The organism is Pseudarthrobacter cellobiosi, assembly GCF_023913815.1.
Lineage (GTDB): Bacteria > Actinomycetota > Actinomycetes > Actinomycetales > Micrococcaceae > Arthrobacter > Arthrobacter cellobiosi.
On the sequence record NZ_JAMXBK010000010.1, the window covers coordinates 1 to 14847 of the forward strand.

Annotated in this window: 14 protein-coding genes; 10 read left to right on the top strand and 4 right to left on the bottom strand. The window is 64.6% G+C overall.

Going from position 1 to position 14847, the window contains the following annotated elements; translation table 11 throughout:
- Positions 1-1113: 1113 nt before the first annotated feature.
- The 3 genes from NG701_RS00135 to NG701_RS00145 form a co-directional block, all read right to left on the bottom strand.
- Positions 1114-1515: a hypothetical protein gene (locus NG701_RS00135; protein ID WP_252563084.1), complete on the bottom strand. Its 402-nt coding sequence runs from the start codon at positions 1513-1515 to the stop codon at positions 1114-1116.
- Positions 1516-2247: 732 nt separating this feature from the next.
- Positions 2248-2748 carry a GNAT family N-acetyltransferase gene (locus NG701_RS00140; protein WP_252563086.1) on the bottom strand — a complete coding sequence of 167 codons (501 nt, stop codon included), beginning with the start codon at positions 2746-2748 and terminating at the stop codon, positions 2248-2250.
- The gene (locus tag NG701_RS00145; protein WP_252563087.1) at positions 2745-3614 is read right to left on the bottom strand and encodes a ribokinase; all 870 of its coding nucleotides are present in this window, start codon (positions 3612-3614) and stop codon (positions 2745-2747) included. The genes NG701_RS00140 and NG701_RS00145 overlap by 4 nt, the downstream gene beginning before the upstream one ends.
- Positions 3615-3756: 142 nt before the next feature.
- Here NG701_RS00145 and NG701_RS00150 point away from each other — a divergent pair, with 142 nt between their 5' ends.
- The 6 genes from NG701_RS00150 (at position 3757) to NG701_RS00175 (ending at position 10098) form a co-directional block, all read left to right on the top strand.
- The gene (locus NG701_RS00150; RefSeq protein ID WP_252563089.1) at positions 3757-5175 is read left to right on the top strand and encodes an MFS transporter; all 1419 of its coding nucleotides are present in this window, start codon (positions 3757-3759) and stop codon (positions 5173-5175) included.
- 28 nt (positions 5176-5203) lie between these two features.
- The gene (locus tag NG701_RS00155; protein WP_252563091.1) at positions 5204-6232 is read left to right on the top strand and encodes a nucleoside hydrolase; all 1029 of its coding nucleotides are present in this window, start codon (positions 5204-5206) and stop codon (positions 6230-6232) included.
- Between the two features lie 158 nt (positions 6233-6390).
- Positions 6391-6618, top strand: coding sequence for a hypothetical protein (locus NG701_RS00160; RefSeq protein ID WP_252563094.1), 228 nt, complete (start codon positions 6391-6393; stop codon positions 6616-6618).
- Positions 6619-6874: 256 nt separating this feature from the next.
- On the top strand, positions 6875-8317 hold the full coding sequence (locus NG701_RS00165; protein ID WP_252563097.1) for a hypothetical protein: 1443 nt from the start codon (positions 6875-6877) through the stop codon (positions 8315-8317).
- A 6-nt stretch (positions 8318-8323) separates the two neighbouring features.
- Positions 8324-8644 carry a recombinase family protein gene (locus NG701_RS00170; RefSeq protein WP_445260470.1) on the top strand — a complete coding sequence of 107 codons (321 nt, stop codon included), beginning with the start codon at positions 8324-8326 and terminating at the stop codon, positions 8642-8644.
- Between the two features lie 206 nt (positions 8645-8850).
- Positions 8851-10098, top strand: a complete 1248-nt coding sequence (locus tag NG701_RS00175) for a S8 family serine peptidase (protein ID WP_252563103.1) — start codon at positions 8851-8853, stop codon at positions 10096-10098.
- Positions 10099-10116: 18 nt separating this feature from the next.
- Here NG701_RS00175 and NG701_RS00180 read toward each other — a convergent pair whose 3' ends face one another.
- Positions 10117-10902, bottom strand: coding sequence for a GntR family transcriptional regulator (locus NG701_RS00180; protein WP_252563106.1), 786 nt, complete (start codon positions 10900-10902; stop codon positions 10117-10119).
- Positions 10903-11147: 245 nt separating this feature from the next.
- Between NG701_RS00180 and NG701_RS00185 the strand changes: the two genes are divergently transcribed.
- The 4 genes from NG701_RS00185 to NG701_RS00200 all read left to right on the top strand — a co-directional run bounded on the left by NG701_RS00185 (position 11148) and on the right by NG701_RS00200 (position 14631).
- Positions 11148-11459, top strand: a complete 312-nt coding sequence (locus tag NG701_RS00185; protein WP_252563109.1) for a hypothetical protein — start codon at positions 11148-11150, stop codon at positions 11457-11459.
- Positions 11460-11499: 40 nt separating this feature from the next.
- Positions 11500-11811, top strand: a complete 312-nt coding sequence (locus tag NG701_RS00190; protein WP_252563112.1) for a hypothetical protein — start codon at positions 11500-11502, stop codon at positions 11809-11811.
- A 410-nt stretch (positions 11812-12221) separates the two neighbouring features.
- Positions 12222-13070 (top strand): esterase/lipase family protein, encoded by an 849-nt coding sequence (locus NG701_RS00195; RefSeq protein ID WP_252563115.1) that lies wholly within the window; start codon positions 12222-12224, stop codon positions 13068-13070.
- An 823-nt stretch (positions 13071-13893) separates the two neighbouring features.
- Positions 13894-14631 (top strand): hypothetical protein, encoded by a 738-nt coding sequence (locus NG701_RS00200; RefSeq protein WP_252563118.1) that lies wholly within the window; start codon positions 13894-13896, stop codon positions 14629-14631.
- Positions 14632-14847: the final 216 nt, after the last annotated feature.

Consider the following 14847-nt stretch of genomic DNA (forward strand, 5'->3'; position numbering starts at 1 on the left):
AGGGATCTACGTGAAATGTTATCCATGGCTTCGACCGTAGGCAGGCCGGTTGGACAGTTTGTAAGGGCGGCGTGAATGGGTGGTTAACTGCGTGACAAAAACTGTCGATTTGGAGCAGTTTCTACTTCCTGGAGTTCAGCGCGTCGAACTGCTCCTGCCAAAGGGCCAACTCCTCATCGACGTAGCGTCTGTGGGCAGGAGTCCATTTGGGCCAGATGTCGGGCGAGGCCGGGACTGGTGCGGGCCGCAGTGCCCGGTCTCGAACCGGGGATGCTGCCCGGGTCGGAGCCGGGTCCGGGACGGGGCGTTGGACCCGGGGCGGGTCTCGTCTGGCGCTGGTAGCTTTCTTCTGACTGGGCCGGGGCTTCAGGCCCAAAATCCAGAACGCCAGACTGGACAGGGCCCAGAGAATGCTGGCCAGAACCAGCACGACAAGAAGGAAGGCAATCCAGAGCAGTAGTCCGATGGCTGGGAAGACCAACATGGTCTATTTTAGCGTCCGGACCCTCGATTGGATCAGGAGTATTTTGAGGCTTCGGCCCCCGAACCCTCGTTGCGACATCGTCCAGTTAAATCGTCCGTGACCATCTACAGCTTCCCGCCAGCCCAAGCGAGCTTCCACTTTAGGGGCCGGGTTCAAGCTCCTTGGCGAGCCTGTTGAACTCTTCGTCCCACGACTGGTGTTCTTCTTCCCGCCACTTTCGCTGCAGTTGCTGCAGACGCCGCATTTCGTCCCACGGATCGCGGACGATGGGAGCTGGCGGGGGCGGCTTGGGAGGGACCAAGGCCCGCCGGGTTTTGGCTGCGGGGGCTTTGGAGGTCGGACCACCTTGGCCGGCCTTGGCTTCCTGACTGGCCTGCCCTGCGAATCAACTGGGATGTGAGTATTGGCCAGAACAAGGCATATTAGGAGAACCACCAGGATCAATATCGCCCATGGCTGGCCCGCATGAGACGGGTCGTCCGTACGAAGCAGTTGGTACTCGCTGACGTACGCTCGTGGCCCTCCTGTGGCGGGGCGACGACGCGGGGCTGAACAGGGGATCCCTCAGCGGGCATCGAATCTCGTCGTCGCCTACCGATCGGGGACTCGTTTGGATGAGGTTTGTTCGGCTATGCAGCAGGTTCTGGCAGGGGCGGCTGCATAGTTGCCGCCCCTGCCCACATGTAGTAGCCGGCCGCCACCATGGCGAGTCCAAAAGGTATGGCGAGTAGGACAGCAGGTGTTTGTTCGTTGGCTGCCAGCAGAGCGACAGTGCTGACCACGAAGAAGATCCCGAGCCATCGTGGAAGAACACCTGAACGGAGAATGAAGACCCCGATCATCAGGAGGCCTGCGGTGATAGCCAGCAGCCCGGGGATGACAAAATAGGGCATCCCTGGGAAGTCGCCGGCGAAGAATGCCGTCTGGATCAGCGCGCCCGTAAACAGCAGGATGAACCCAACTGCGGCCGTAATCAGGCCAGCGTTCGCAAGCTTGAGGTACTGGCCGGATCGCCGTGCAAGGAGTGTCATACCGGCAACGCCAACCAGTATGAGAAGGGACGCGGCAGAGGCTGCCAAAGGGACAAACCCGGTTGATGTACGCATGGCTCTTGTCTCGCATTCCAAGCCGATGCAGCCGATCGGTTCCAGATTGTGTAGGAATGCGGCCAAGACGCACAGCACGCCGCCGAGCATCGCTGCGGCCCCAGCCCATCTGGGGAATTGCCCTGCCCAGAATCGGTCGTCGAAATTTCCCCGGGCCATCGTCAACCGCCATCTCTCTGGAGACCGCCAGTGTGTCTTCCTATGCTGGACCGGGCCGGTGTGGCGGTCAAGAGCCGGTCGCCAGGCACAGAAGGATCCGCATGAATTCATTGAGGCGGTCGCCGACGAGGTCGCCTGGGCCATCAATCAGCGGGAAGTTTCAGTCAATGCCGATCGTCCCGTTCTTCGGGTGGATTCGTGGCCAGCACCATCCGCAAGGTCGTCGCGGACCGCTGCCTCAGCCGTCTCCATCCAGCGCATTCGGAGCGGCTCGATGAAACCACCTCCGGATCCCAGTTGCCCCTTCCAACGCTCTCTCACTTCCTGCGCGTTTTCCCCAAACCCTTTCTCACTTTGCGCACGCAAGCTCCTCCCAGAAAGTGAGAGGTGGTTGCCCAAAAACGTGCGGGAAGTGAGAGAGGGTCCTGGGGTTCCTGACCGGTCGGACGGCGGGGCCGGGGGGAATTGCCCTGATCGGCAGGCTCAAGCGGCGGGCAACTATCGTTGCAGCTCCAGGCGGAACACCCAGAGAAGGACGTCCTCGCCGGGCACGTACCAGTCGCGCTTCGGAACCCTCTGGAAACCCAGGGATTCGTAAAGAGCATGTGCCCGTCCCATAAACGTCGCGCTCGTAATGCTGATCGCCCTGATTGCGGGCAGCGACTGCGCGTGTTCAATGACCCTTCGGACTACAACGCGACCAATCCCGCCGCCCTGAACCGCAGGATCAACGGCCAGCATCCGGAACTCCAGCTCATTGTCCACCGCGATCTCGCTGTACGGCTGGCCTGCGAAGGTCAGCGTCACGGCCGCGACCACCGCGCCGGAGGCTTCGGCCACCCACACTTCGGCATGCTCCGCCCGGTGTTCCACGTCCTCAAGCACGCTCATGTACGGGTGATCGGCGGTGAAATGCCCCGCATGGAGGTACGCCTCCCGAGTGATTCTCCGGACCTCTGAGTGATCGGCGGGCGTTGCCTGCCTGAAGACCAGATTCACCGTCCAACAACCCCGGCCCCAGCGACCCGGGCAACGTACTCCTCGAGCTGTGCCAAATCCGGCTGCGAGGAGGGATGGCCCACGGCGTCCGCTCCCACAGCGTTGGCCACGGCCAAGGCATGGGTGTAATCCAGCCCCTGTCGCAGGGCCAGGACCAGGGCGGCGCAGAATGCGTCGCCGGCGCCCACCGTGTTCGCCACCGTCACTGAAGCTGAAGGCGCTTCGGCGACTTTCTGCCCGTGCTCGAACATCGCGGAGCCGTCCTTGCCGTACGTCACGGCCACCAGCTTGGCCGCGGCGAGGGCGGGGATCAGGGCGTACTCGCTCTCGTTGACGATCACCAGGTCGCAGCGTTCCAGCAGCTCGGCCGGCAGGTCCATCGCCGGTGCGGCGTTCAGCACAAAGTACCCGGCGGACCGCCTGGCGGCCTCCAGCACCACGGGCAGGCCCACCTCCAGCTGGCACAGCACCGTCTCATCGGGGCCGAACTCCATACCCTCCAGGGAGAGGCTGGAGTTGGCGCCCGGGCAGACGACTATCTGGTTCTCGCCGTCGCGGTCCACCACAATCAGTGCCGTCCCGGTCGCCCCCGGCAGGACGGCCACGTCAGCGGTGTCGACGCCGGCACTCGCCAGCGCGTCCAGCATCCGCTGCCCCTGGGCGTCGGTGCCCACGGCGCCGAACATGCGGGCGCTCCCGCCCAGGCGTGCAGCTGCTACGGCCTGGTTGGCGCCCTTGCCGCCGGGCTGTTCGGAGAGCTCCGCGCCGCCGATGGTTTCGCCGGCGGTCGGAAGCCTTTCGGCGGTGGCGATCAGGTCCAGGTTGATGCTGCCGACGACGGTGACGGCAGGAAGTCGATTGCTCATGGGGAGTCTCTCTCGAGGGGAAGCCGGAAGCGGCCGGATTAGGAAATAGTGTACGGCATGGTTGTACTTGTGCGTCATACATGGTTGTATAACAACTCGAATCGCCATTCCGGACGATCCAGCTCGAACAAAGGAGTTTGATGTGAACACCCCAACGTCTGTTGCCGCCTCCCCGCCGGTCAGCGTGGAACAGCCCGCCTTCGCCGGCCGCCGCGCCGCCCTGCTGATCTCCACCCTGCTGCTGGGCGTGCTGTCCTTCCAGCTCAACGCCAGCATGGTCACCCCCGCGCTGCCGCAGATCGCCGCCAGCTTCGGCCAGAGTGCCGACAGCGCCGCCCCCGTCCAGTCCATGTTCTTCCTGGCCGGCGCCATCGCCGGGCCCGTGATCGGGCGCTGGAGCGACTTCATCGGCCGCCGCGCCGCCCTGCTCCTGGTGCTCGGCATCATGGGCGCCGGTACCATCCTCTGCATCGCCGCCCCCACCCTGCCCCTGCTCGTCACCGGCCGGTTCCTGCAGGGCGTCTCCAGCGCCGTGTTCGCGCTCGCCTACATCGTGCTCAGCGAGAATCTGCAGGCGAAGGTCTTCGGCACCTCCGTGGGCATCATCGCCGCCATCAACGGGGGAGTGGGCGGCGTGGACGGTTACGTGGGCGGGCTCATGGCCGAGACCCTGGGCTTCCGCTCCATCTTCGTCGTCGTGCTGGTCCTCACCGCCATCGCCGCGGCCTGCATCATCAGGATCGTCCCGGCCGGACGGCCCGCCGGAGTGCGCGGTGCCATGGACTGGTGGGGCGCCGGATCGCTCTCGCTGTTCCTGGTGTTCATCACCTACTTCGTCTCCGGCGGATCCGCCGCGGGCTGGACCGCGCCCAGCACCCTGGCCCTGCTCGCTGCCACCATCGCGTCCTTCGCCGCCTTCTGGATGATCGAGAAACGCCGCACCCACCCGCTGATCGCAGTGCACCACCTGCGCTCCCGCCAGGTGTGGCCCGTCATCGCCACCACCGTCCTGACCCTGGCCGGGATCTTCGCCATCATCAACTTCACCGTAGTGCTGCTCAGCCAGGACGCCGGCGCCGGCTTCGGGCTGACCGCTTCGGTCTCCGCGCTGCTCTTCCTAACCCCGGCCGCCCTCATTGGCGTCTTCGCCGCACCCCTGGCTGGCTGGCTCGCCGACCGGCGCGGCTGGATCAAGACCCTCCGCGCCGGCACCGGGCTGAGCCTGGCGTGCGCCATCGCCGCGGCCACGTTCTCCGACAACCAGATCGCGGTGCTGATCGCCGTCGCTGCCCTGGGCATCTTCTACAACGGCTTCTTCCTCACCGCCATCAACGGGCTCTCGGTGCTGCTCTCACCCAAGGAAGCCCCGGCTGCCCTGCCCGGCATCAACGGTGCCTCCTTCGGCATCGGGGCGAGCCTCGGCGTCGTCCTCGTGGCGCCCTTCGCCGCCCAGGCCACCGCCGCCGGCTACACCACCGCCCTCTGGATTTCGGTGGCCATCACGGCCGCCGCGTTCATCGTCAGCCTCTTCGTCGCCGCCCCCAAGGGCGAGACGGTCTAACCCCCTCTACCGAAAGAGAACCACCGCCATGACCGACACCTTCCCGTTCTACCTGGACTGCGATACCGGGATCGACGACGCCCTCGCCCTGGCCTACCTGCTCGCCGCACCCACGGCCGACATCGTGGGGATCGGGACCGTCAGCGGCAACGTGAGCGCCGCCGTCGGCGCCCGCAACACCCTGGACCTGCTTCAGCTCGCCGGCCACGCGCACATCCCCGTGGCGCTCGGTGCCCACGATCCCCAGGCCGGGCAGTTCGGGGGAGGGGCGCCGTGGGTCCACGGGGACAACGGCATCGGCGGGGTTTTCCTGACGACGGCGTCTGCCGGGCTGGCGCCGGAGACCGCCGCCCAGATGCTGGTCCGGCTCGCCCACGAACACCCCGGCACGCTGCGGGTGCTGGCCATCGGCCCGCTGACCAACATCGCCGAAGCCCTCCGGCTGGAACCGGAGCTGCCCTCGCTGGTGCACGAGATCACCATCATGGGCGGCGCCGCACTGGCTCCGGGCAACATCTCGCCGGTGGCCGAGGCCAACATCCACAACGACCCCGAGGCCGCCGCCGAGGTCCTGGCCGCCGGCTGGGACGTCACCCTGGTTCCGCTGGATGTGACCATGGCCAACGTGCTGGAGGAGAGCCACCGGCAGGAACTGCTCGCTGCCGCCGGTCCGGTGCCGCGGGCGCTGGGGGAGATGCTGGGCTACTACTTCCGGTTCTACGAGGGCATCTTCGGCCGGCGCTGCTCCGCCATGCACGACCCGCTGGCGGCGGCGCTCGCGGTGGGCGGCGTCAAAGCTGCGGTGGCCCCGGTGGTGCATGCCGCCGTCGACACCACCGACGGACCCGGCCGCGGGCAGACCGTCTGCGACCTGCGCGGCTCGTACCTGGGCTACCCGGAGCAGCCCGGCGCCCGGTGCCGCGTGGTCCTCTCGCTGGAAGGGGACTTCGCACCGCACCTGGTGGAGACGCTGCTTTCGTTTGCTGAAAGTACGACGGCGGCTGTCATTTTCAGGAGTCATCTGCACGGAATCTCAGAAGTCGTCTGCACTCCTTGAAGGCGAACGACGATGGCGGCCCATATACGGCCCGATTGTCCTCCGGCTCCAAGTCGCCGCCACAGATGCGCTTCTAGGCCTGAGCCGATGGCCGCGTGCTCTCCCCGCCAGGCAGAGTACCTTGCGAAGGCTTGGATGGAGTACCTTGGCGCCACAGGATGCAAAGTTTCTCAGGCGACGCGGGACGTGGGGTTGACGTGGACAGCGAGCATTTCGTCGGAGAAGTAAAGCATCATGCCGAAGCAGTCTCCCCTGGAATCGTCCGCCAGATCGTCGGGGTTGCCTCCATCGAAGGCAAGATACCCGTGGTCTTCTCTCTCAACGGGTATTCAGCGGCGGCCCTGGAAGTGGGCCGGAGAGGCGGAGCCGCCCCGGTGAATCGGTGAATCGAGGATAGAGCCTGCTGCTCCCCTAGCTGGCGGCGAAGGTGGCCGAGTGGGATAATTTGGGCATCCTTCGAATAGGGGGGCCATCATGGCCGGCCTTGGTGCTCTTCGACCTGGCCGCCGCTCCCGGGCATCCACGCCCCGGCTCCTGGCGGTTTTACTTGTGCTCGCACTCGGCGTGCTGTTCGCTGCACCCGCAAGAGCAGTCGACTACGGACATGACGTTTCGTGGCCACAGTGTCCGGGCGGTCTTCCGATGCCGCCGGAAGACACGGAGTTCGTGGTCGTGGGGCTGACGAACGGACTCGCGTTCACCGAGAACCCCTGCCTGGACGGGCAGTTCCAGTGGGTGCTCGACCGCGGCGTCCGGGCTCAGGCCTACGCCATGGCTACGTTCCCCACCACCGCGCAATACGACACCTACGGCGACGACGGCCCCTGGTCCGCGAGCACCAGGCCGGACCGGCTGCGCAACGTCGGGTACGCCGAGGGTCGCGCGGCTCTCGCGTCTCTCGATGAGGTGGGATGGCGACCGGAGAGAATCTGGGTCGACGTCGAGCCCCGTCCGCAACAGCCCTGGCCCAGCTCGACATCAGCCCAGCGGCAGGAGAACCGGTACGTCATCTCCGGGCTCCTGGCCGCACTCGCGGACGCTGGGTACCCGCACGGGATTTACTCCTATTTGAGCGGTTGGGAGGCCATCACCGGATCGTGGCAGCTTCCCGACGTTCCCGTCTGGTCACCGGCAGGGCGTCTCGACTTCGCCAGTGAAGCATCCGACCTCTGTGTGAATCGCAGCTTCTCCGGTGGCACCGTCCACATCGCGCAATGGACCGACGGCACCTACGACTACGACATGACGTGCATCGGGGTCTACCAGGCCCACGTCGCGACGATCGGCTGGCAGTCGAGCGTCTCGGACGGCGCCACCGCAGGAACGACCGGCCGGTCACTGCAGATGGAGGCGTTGCGCCTGTCGGTGGCAGGAGACCGCCTGTCGGGCGACATTCTGTGGAGGGGGCATGTGCAGAACATCGGCTGGCAACCATGGACGACGTCGGCGTCCCCGATCGGAACAACCGGGCGCGGTCTGCGCCTGGAGGCGTTCGAGCTGCGGTTGACGGGGGATCTGGCCTCGCAGTACAGCATCAGGTATCGAGCCCACGTGCAGAACGTCGGCTGGCAGCCGTACGGGATCGACGGAGCCACGGCCGGCACCGTCGGGCAAGGTCTGCGGTTGGAGGCCGTTACGATCGAGTTGGTTCCGAAGGTCGCCCCGGCACTCACTGCCGTGTACGCCACCCACGTTCAGAACCTCGGCTGGATGGCGAGCGTTTCGGATGGGACCGTCGCCGGGACCACGGGTCGGGCCCTTCGGGTCGAGGCGTTGCGCCTCAACGTGTCCAGCACGGCTTATACCGGGGACATCGAGTGGCGGGGGCATGTGGAGTCGATCGGCTGGCAGCCGTGGACATCCTCGGCCAATCCCATCGGCACGACCGGGCAAGGGCTACGTTTGGAAGCGTTTGAAATCAGGCTGACCGGTGAGATGGCGAACCATTACTTGATCCACTACCGCGCCCACGTGCAAGATTTGGGCTGGCAGTCATGGGTCGCCGACGGCGGAACGGCGGGCACGACAGGTATGGGCAAACGGATCGAGGCCGTGCAGATCCTCCTGGCACCCAGGACCGGTTAGGACACCATCAGCGGAACCAAAGCCACGCGCCCCGGCCTCGCCCAGGCCATGGACCAACTACGCATCGGTGACACCCTCGTCGTACGGAAGCTGGACCGACTAGGGCGAAGCGTTAAAGACCTGCTGGACTTCGCCGCCGGGTTAAGCGACAGCGGCATTGGTTTTATCAGCCTCACCGATGCGATCGACACCACGACCGCTTCCGGGCGCTTCTTCTTCAACGTTATGGCTTCCCTGGCCCAGATGGAGCGGGAGCTCATGGCCGGCAACGAAGACCGCCAAGGTTCCAACTCCGTAGCCGCTGCTGTTAGTGCACGGGACTTCTGAAGATTCGGATGACCGTGCACGGGACTTCTGACAACCCGAGTCAACAGTCCTCTGCACTCGCCCCCCACTTCCGCGGGATCCAGTACAGCGGACTTCTGAAACTGACACCCGCACCTGCCTCCGCGGTGCCCGCACCTGCGTGATTAGGTAGGGCGATTTGCCGCGCCGCCCTATCCAGCCGGTGACTGTTGGAGCAAGATAACCCCATGAAAAAAACAGTTATCGCCGGTCTCGCAGCGCTCATGATGGGGCTCGGCGCCATCACTTTCGCAGGCCCAGGCAACGCAGTGCCCGAGCCGTCGCTGATCGCGGGGCAGATCATGGTCAAGTTCCGAGACGATGCGTCGGCGGCCGGGGTACTGCGCCGCCATGGCCTCAGCGACGGCCCGGGGATTGGCAGTACCGGCGTCCATCTCATCGCAGTGCCGGACGGTAAGGAACTCCAACTCATTGACGCCCTCAGCCGGAACCCGGCCGTGGAGTACGCCGAGCCGGACCTGGTGGTTACCGCCGCTACAAACGACCAGTACTTCCCGAGCCAGTACGCCCTGCAAAATGTTGGTCAGCCTTTTACCAACACCAAAGGCGACATAAAAATAGCCGCAGGCACGGCGGACGCCGATGTGGACGCCGTCGAAGCGTGGACCTTCACCACCGGAAGCGGCATCAAGGTTGCTGTCCTCGACTCAGGTGTGGCCAACGACAACCCCGACATCAACCCGAAGGTTGCTGCACGGGCCAACTTCACCAACGGGGAAACTGGTGACGACAATTACGGCCACGGTACCCACGTGGCCGGCATCGTTGCCGCCAGCCACAACACCCAGGGCGTGGCCGGGACGTGCCCTGCATGCACCATCCTCGACGGAAAAGTGCTGAACGACAGCGGGATCGGATCCAGCTCAGGCCTTGCGGACGGGATCAACTGGGCCGTCAGCAACGGCGCCAAGGTGATCAACATGAGCCTCGGGGTGCGGGCGTCCCGCACCCTCGAAACCGCCGTCAATAACGCGTGGAGCAAGGGTGTGGTGCTCGTTGCGGCCGCAGGCAACGGCGGCAACCAGACCAAGATCTACCCCGGCGCGTACCCTAACGTCATCGCCGTCGGCGCCACCGACAACTTCGACAACAAAGCATCGTTCTCCACCTACGGAGCCAGCTGGGTGGACGTCGCAGCGCCGGGGGCCAACGTCTACTCAACGTTCCCGAACCACGAGTTCGTCCTCAGGGCGCAGTACAACCGCTCTTTGGGATACGACGTCGGCAATGGAACCTCAATGTCCTCAGCGGTCGTCGCCGCCACTGCCGCGCTGGCCTGGAGTTCCCACCCCGGTGCCACGAACATCTCAGTCCGCGCCAACGTCGAACTGACCGCCGAGAAGATTACCGGCCAAGACTCCTACTGGGAACATGGCCGCGTGAACGCCTGCAAAGCAGTCGGCGGTTGCCCATAGCCCTGGATGCGGTCTGAGTCAGGACTGGAGGGACTGCATCACCGATAGGTGCCCGGCGCGGGCGGCGATGAGGCACTTGGCCAGGTAGAAGGGCCGGTTCGCGTGCCTGACGTACTGCGTCAGCACGAGGACCGGATCCGGCGCCCTCAGGTCGAGGAGCTTGGCGCGGCTGGGCCCCACCTGGCTGAGGCTGATCTGGCACTCGCCGGGCCCGAGAACCTTGCCGAAGCGGTTGTTCAGGCTGGCAAGCAGGGTGCTCCCGCCGTCGTCGTCTATGTCCAGCGGCGCGGCGGCGGAACTGCTGCCCAGGCTCACGGGCAGGGCGGAGATGTTTTCCTGCAGGTGGGCGATTGCCTCGCCGTCGCGGATCAGGACGGATTCCCAGAGCCAGCAGTCGGCGCCGGGCTCCACGCCGACGCCGGGGGCGACGAATTCGGAGGCGGGCTGCCGCTCGCGTTGGATGCGTTTGATTTCGAGGTGCTGGCCGGGGCCGCCGAGGACTTCCTCGAACGGGCGGATCCGTTCGATGCCGATGCGGGGGAGGGTGTCCGAGACGAAGCGTCCGACGCCGCGGCGGGCCCGGATGAGGCCGTCCTCTTCGAGCAGCATGAGTGCTTCGCGGACCACGGTGCGGCTGACCTTCATGTCCGCGCCGAGCTCGGTTTCGGTGGGGAGCATCGAGCCGGGCGTCAGGAGGCTGTTGCGGATGGCTTCGGCGATCCGGGAGTACACCGCCACGCGGAGGGGTGAGCCGGGCTGGGCGGCCACCGGCTGGGACAGGAACCGGACGGCGTCCTGGTGCACTTTTTGCCTCGCTAAGTGGTGATGGAGGTTCCAGCCTAACAAGTGCTACGCGTTTGTTGGACAAGGACAACCTGGAGGCATTTTTCGGCACCGGCGCGGACCCTTGGCGGGAGCCAACCGGGGAGTTTTCCGGCCCTCTTGCGGGGGTCATCCTCCGAGCGGAGAATGGCCTCACTGGCGGGGTTCCATATCCTACTCCGCCGTGGATATGGGGCTTCGCCGAAGCCCTATTCCAGGAGATATTTATGAACATCAAACGCACCTCCGCTGCCGCGGCTGCCGCAGTATTTGTCGTGCTTTTTGCAGGGGCGGTCCCTGCCTCAGCCGATATTGCCGACCCGCACGCCGCCTGCACCGGACTGGGCATCTCGGACCATGCCGTGGCTGACGGACCCGGGGCCGTTCCCGCCATCATCAACGAGATCAAAGGGGCTGCCGCTTTCTTTGGTTTCGATAATGCGGGCCAAATTGTGAGCAGGTTCTCGCAGGTCCATGCCGGCACGCACGTGCCGGGCTGCGAGGAAGCCATTGAGGACATTCTCGTCGCCGGACCATGACCTCATTGAATCGAAAAGGGCTAAAATTAAGGGAAAGAAAATGAACACAACCAAGAAATCACTGGCGGTTTTCGCTGTCGTTTTTGCCGGGTCGCTGGGATTCGCTCCTTCCGCCTCGGCGACCATCCATCCGATCGTGGAGTCATACGATTGCGCGAGCGGAACCGCTTTCGAGAGCCATCCGCTGGGCGACGTGGCCGACCCGCCGGGAGTCACGCCCGGCTACGGCAGCCACTCGGATACGAGTACGCTGCGGTCACTGCTCGCGACGACGGACGAATTCACGGACTTCTCGAGCCCGGCATGGTCGGACTTCAAACTCAACGGCGAATGCGGGCATTCTGGTCCGTGAAACGCCGACGGGGCGGCCCTGTACGGGGGAGGGCCACACCGGCAGTTGGCAAAGAGCAGTCGCGGGAACCTTACCCAATAGACCACGCCACGCCACAAGCCCCGGTCCCGCCACGGCCGAAGGCTGGCTGCGCCAGCAGTGAACATTTGTGCACGCGCTCTTGGTCCGTCTGGGATCCCGATGCGGGACTAAAGGCTACTCACCAGTAACAATGAGGTGGACGGAGGTGTTTGCCGAGGGAAGAGGGCTCCGCTGAGGAGCCCTTTTTCGTGCGCACATTCGTGCAGCCTGTGCCGCAAAGGCTTTCAGTCTGCCTAGCATGTGAGAACCCCCGGCCAAGGCTTGGTTGACACGAAGAACCACAGCACCGGCCGGCCCCACCCCGTTGACACATAAACAAAGAGGTTTCGATGTCACTGCTTTCCAGGACCCTGTCCATCACCGCGGCCGCCGTCCTTGCCGGTTCCCTGGTTACGGCTCCCGCCCAAGCGGACTTCGTTGAGGTTTCCCCACCGGGAGCCAACGACTGGTCCTGCAAACCGACCGCCGAGCATCCGTACCCGGTCATCCTGGTGCCGGGAACCTTCGAGAGCATGGAGAAGAACTGGTCCACCCTGTCGCCGTACCTCAAGAGCGCCGGGCACTGCGTTTTCGCCCTCAACTACGGCGAGACGAACGGCGTGTATGCCACCGCCCCGGTGGCCGACTCGGCACAGGAACTTGCCCCGTTCGTGGACGCGGTCCGCGCCGCCACCGGCGCCAGGAAAGTGGATCTTGTGGGCCACAGCCAGGGCGGCATGATGCCCCGCTACTACATGGGCTTCCTCGGCGGAGCCAAATACGTCCACCAGCTCATCGGCATCGCCCCCTCCAACCACGGCACAGAAGGCGTGATCGTCCCGCCGCCGGGCTTCGTTCCTGATCCGGACTTTACCGGCCTGGGCTGTGCTGCCTGCGCCGACCAGCAGGCGGGATCGGCTTTCATGCAGAAGCTGAACTCCATCGGCGATACTGTAGCGGGACCGTCCTATACCGTCATCTCCACGGTTTACGACGAAGTTGTCATTCCGTACAACAGCCAGTTCCTTGACGGACCGGCACGGCAGGTAACCAACATCACCATCCAGGACAAGTGCCCGGCTGATGTCTTCGAACATGACCAGACGCCGAACGACCCCGTGGTACACCAGATAGTGGCCCATGCACTCGGCAAGCCCTCCGGCCCAGCGGACCCGGCCTACCAGCCCGCCTGCGTCTAGCCGTCGTGCCGGCGGGAGTTCAGGGCGTCGAATCAGCCCGACGCCGCAGGCTACAGTGTCTCGGGAATCGCGCGCCCCAGGAAGAGCGTCGAGTACTGTCTCCGATACATTCTGCGCCCCACGAATCGGTAGGGAAGGCGGACCGCCCGGGAATCCTAACAGCCGTCGTGCCACCTGCCTGTGCTGCTCGAGCAGCTCGCCTGCCTGGCGGCTGAAGCCAGCCACAGCTGACTGAACAACAGCGGCGGGCGGTCAGATGAAGAGCTGACCGCCCCGCCGTCGTCTCAGCTGGTTACTGACAGGCTCAACCACCGACCAGGCCGGCACGCCGTCCTGGATTGCGAAGGAGGCCTTCGTGCTATCTCCTGTTCGGAGCCGGTGATGGTGCGGTCCTCGGCGAGGCGTTCGGCCACGTTCTTCTTCGGAAGGCGGTGCAATGCGCAACGTGTGCCATGGGGCACGGCACGGTTAAGGGAGCGGCTGCCGCTAGCCGACGGCTACCGCACCGCCGAGCGTGACGTACGTCCGCCGTCGTCGTTCCGGCCGTCTCGCACTGGCCGTCGGCCCGGGCCACGCCTTCGCGGCGCTGTTGCCGGGCGAAGCGGCGAAGATCCACACGTCCGGCAATGTGGGGCGGTTTCCCGCTCGCTGAGGCAGGTCGTACCTTCACTGACGCTGCGGGGCGGTGCCTCTCCATGCGGAGTGTTGGTCGAGGGGGTTCAGGTTCAGGACGGACTGCACTACCTTTCTCGTATGGCCATGGGCAAGCAACGGTGCTCTGACCCCCTGCAGGAATTTCTACTCAGAAGGAGTGGGAAAGGTCATGAATCAACGAACCAAAATATTCTTTGCTCTCGTCGTCCTGTTGCTTGTTGTTGGCGGGGCGGCACTTTTTGTCTCCGAAAACACCAAAAGGAGCCGGGCCGGGGAGTACACCCCGCAGGTCAACCCTGCCGATTTCAGCACCAAAATCACCAATAAACACTTTGCCCTCCCCGTCGGCAAAAAGATGACTTACGAGACCACCGAGCAGGGAAGCGTCACCGAGAGGATTGAAATCGAAATCCTGCAGGAGACCAAGACCATAGAGGGCGTTGAGACGGTCGTCTATCTGGATAAGGAATACAAGAACGGGCAGCTCGTAGAGGAAACCCGGGACTATCTGGCACAACACAAAAACGGTGACGTGTGGTACTTCGGCGAGGACGTGAACAACTACTGGAATGGGATGTTGCTGGACCACGCCGGCAGCTTTCTCCACGGAAAAGATGGGGCAAAAGCCGGCATCTGGATGAAGGCCGAGCAGCGCGTTGGCGATTCCTATAGGCAGGAATTTTACGTTGGTCATGCAGAAGACATGCGGGACGTCGTCGCTACTGGCGAGACCGTCGCCACGAAAACCCGCACCTACACCGACTGCATCAAGGTTTACGACTGGACGCCGCTCGAAAAGAATTCCCGGGAGCATAAATATCACTGCCCCGAGGTCGGTGCGCTGGTCCTTACCGAGGACCTGCAGACAGGAAGCCGGTCAGAACTTGTGAAAGTTGTCCAGCCCTAGCCGTCCCACCGCACATCCGCCTGCCGTCATGCCGCACGACGGAACGTCCGGCCGGTGTGCGCCCGGCCGGACGTTCCGCTAAAAAACAGTTGTCGAGCCTACCCCCGGGTTTCGACCGGCTCAACCAACGACCAGCCCCGGCACTCCGTCCTGGATGGCGAAGGAGGCTTTCGTGCTGACGGGGGATCCCGGCGTCGTGACGTAGTCCAGCACCCG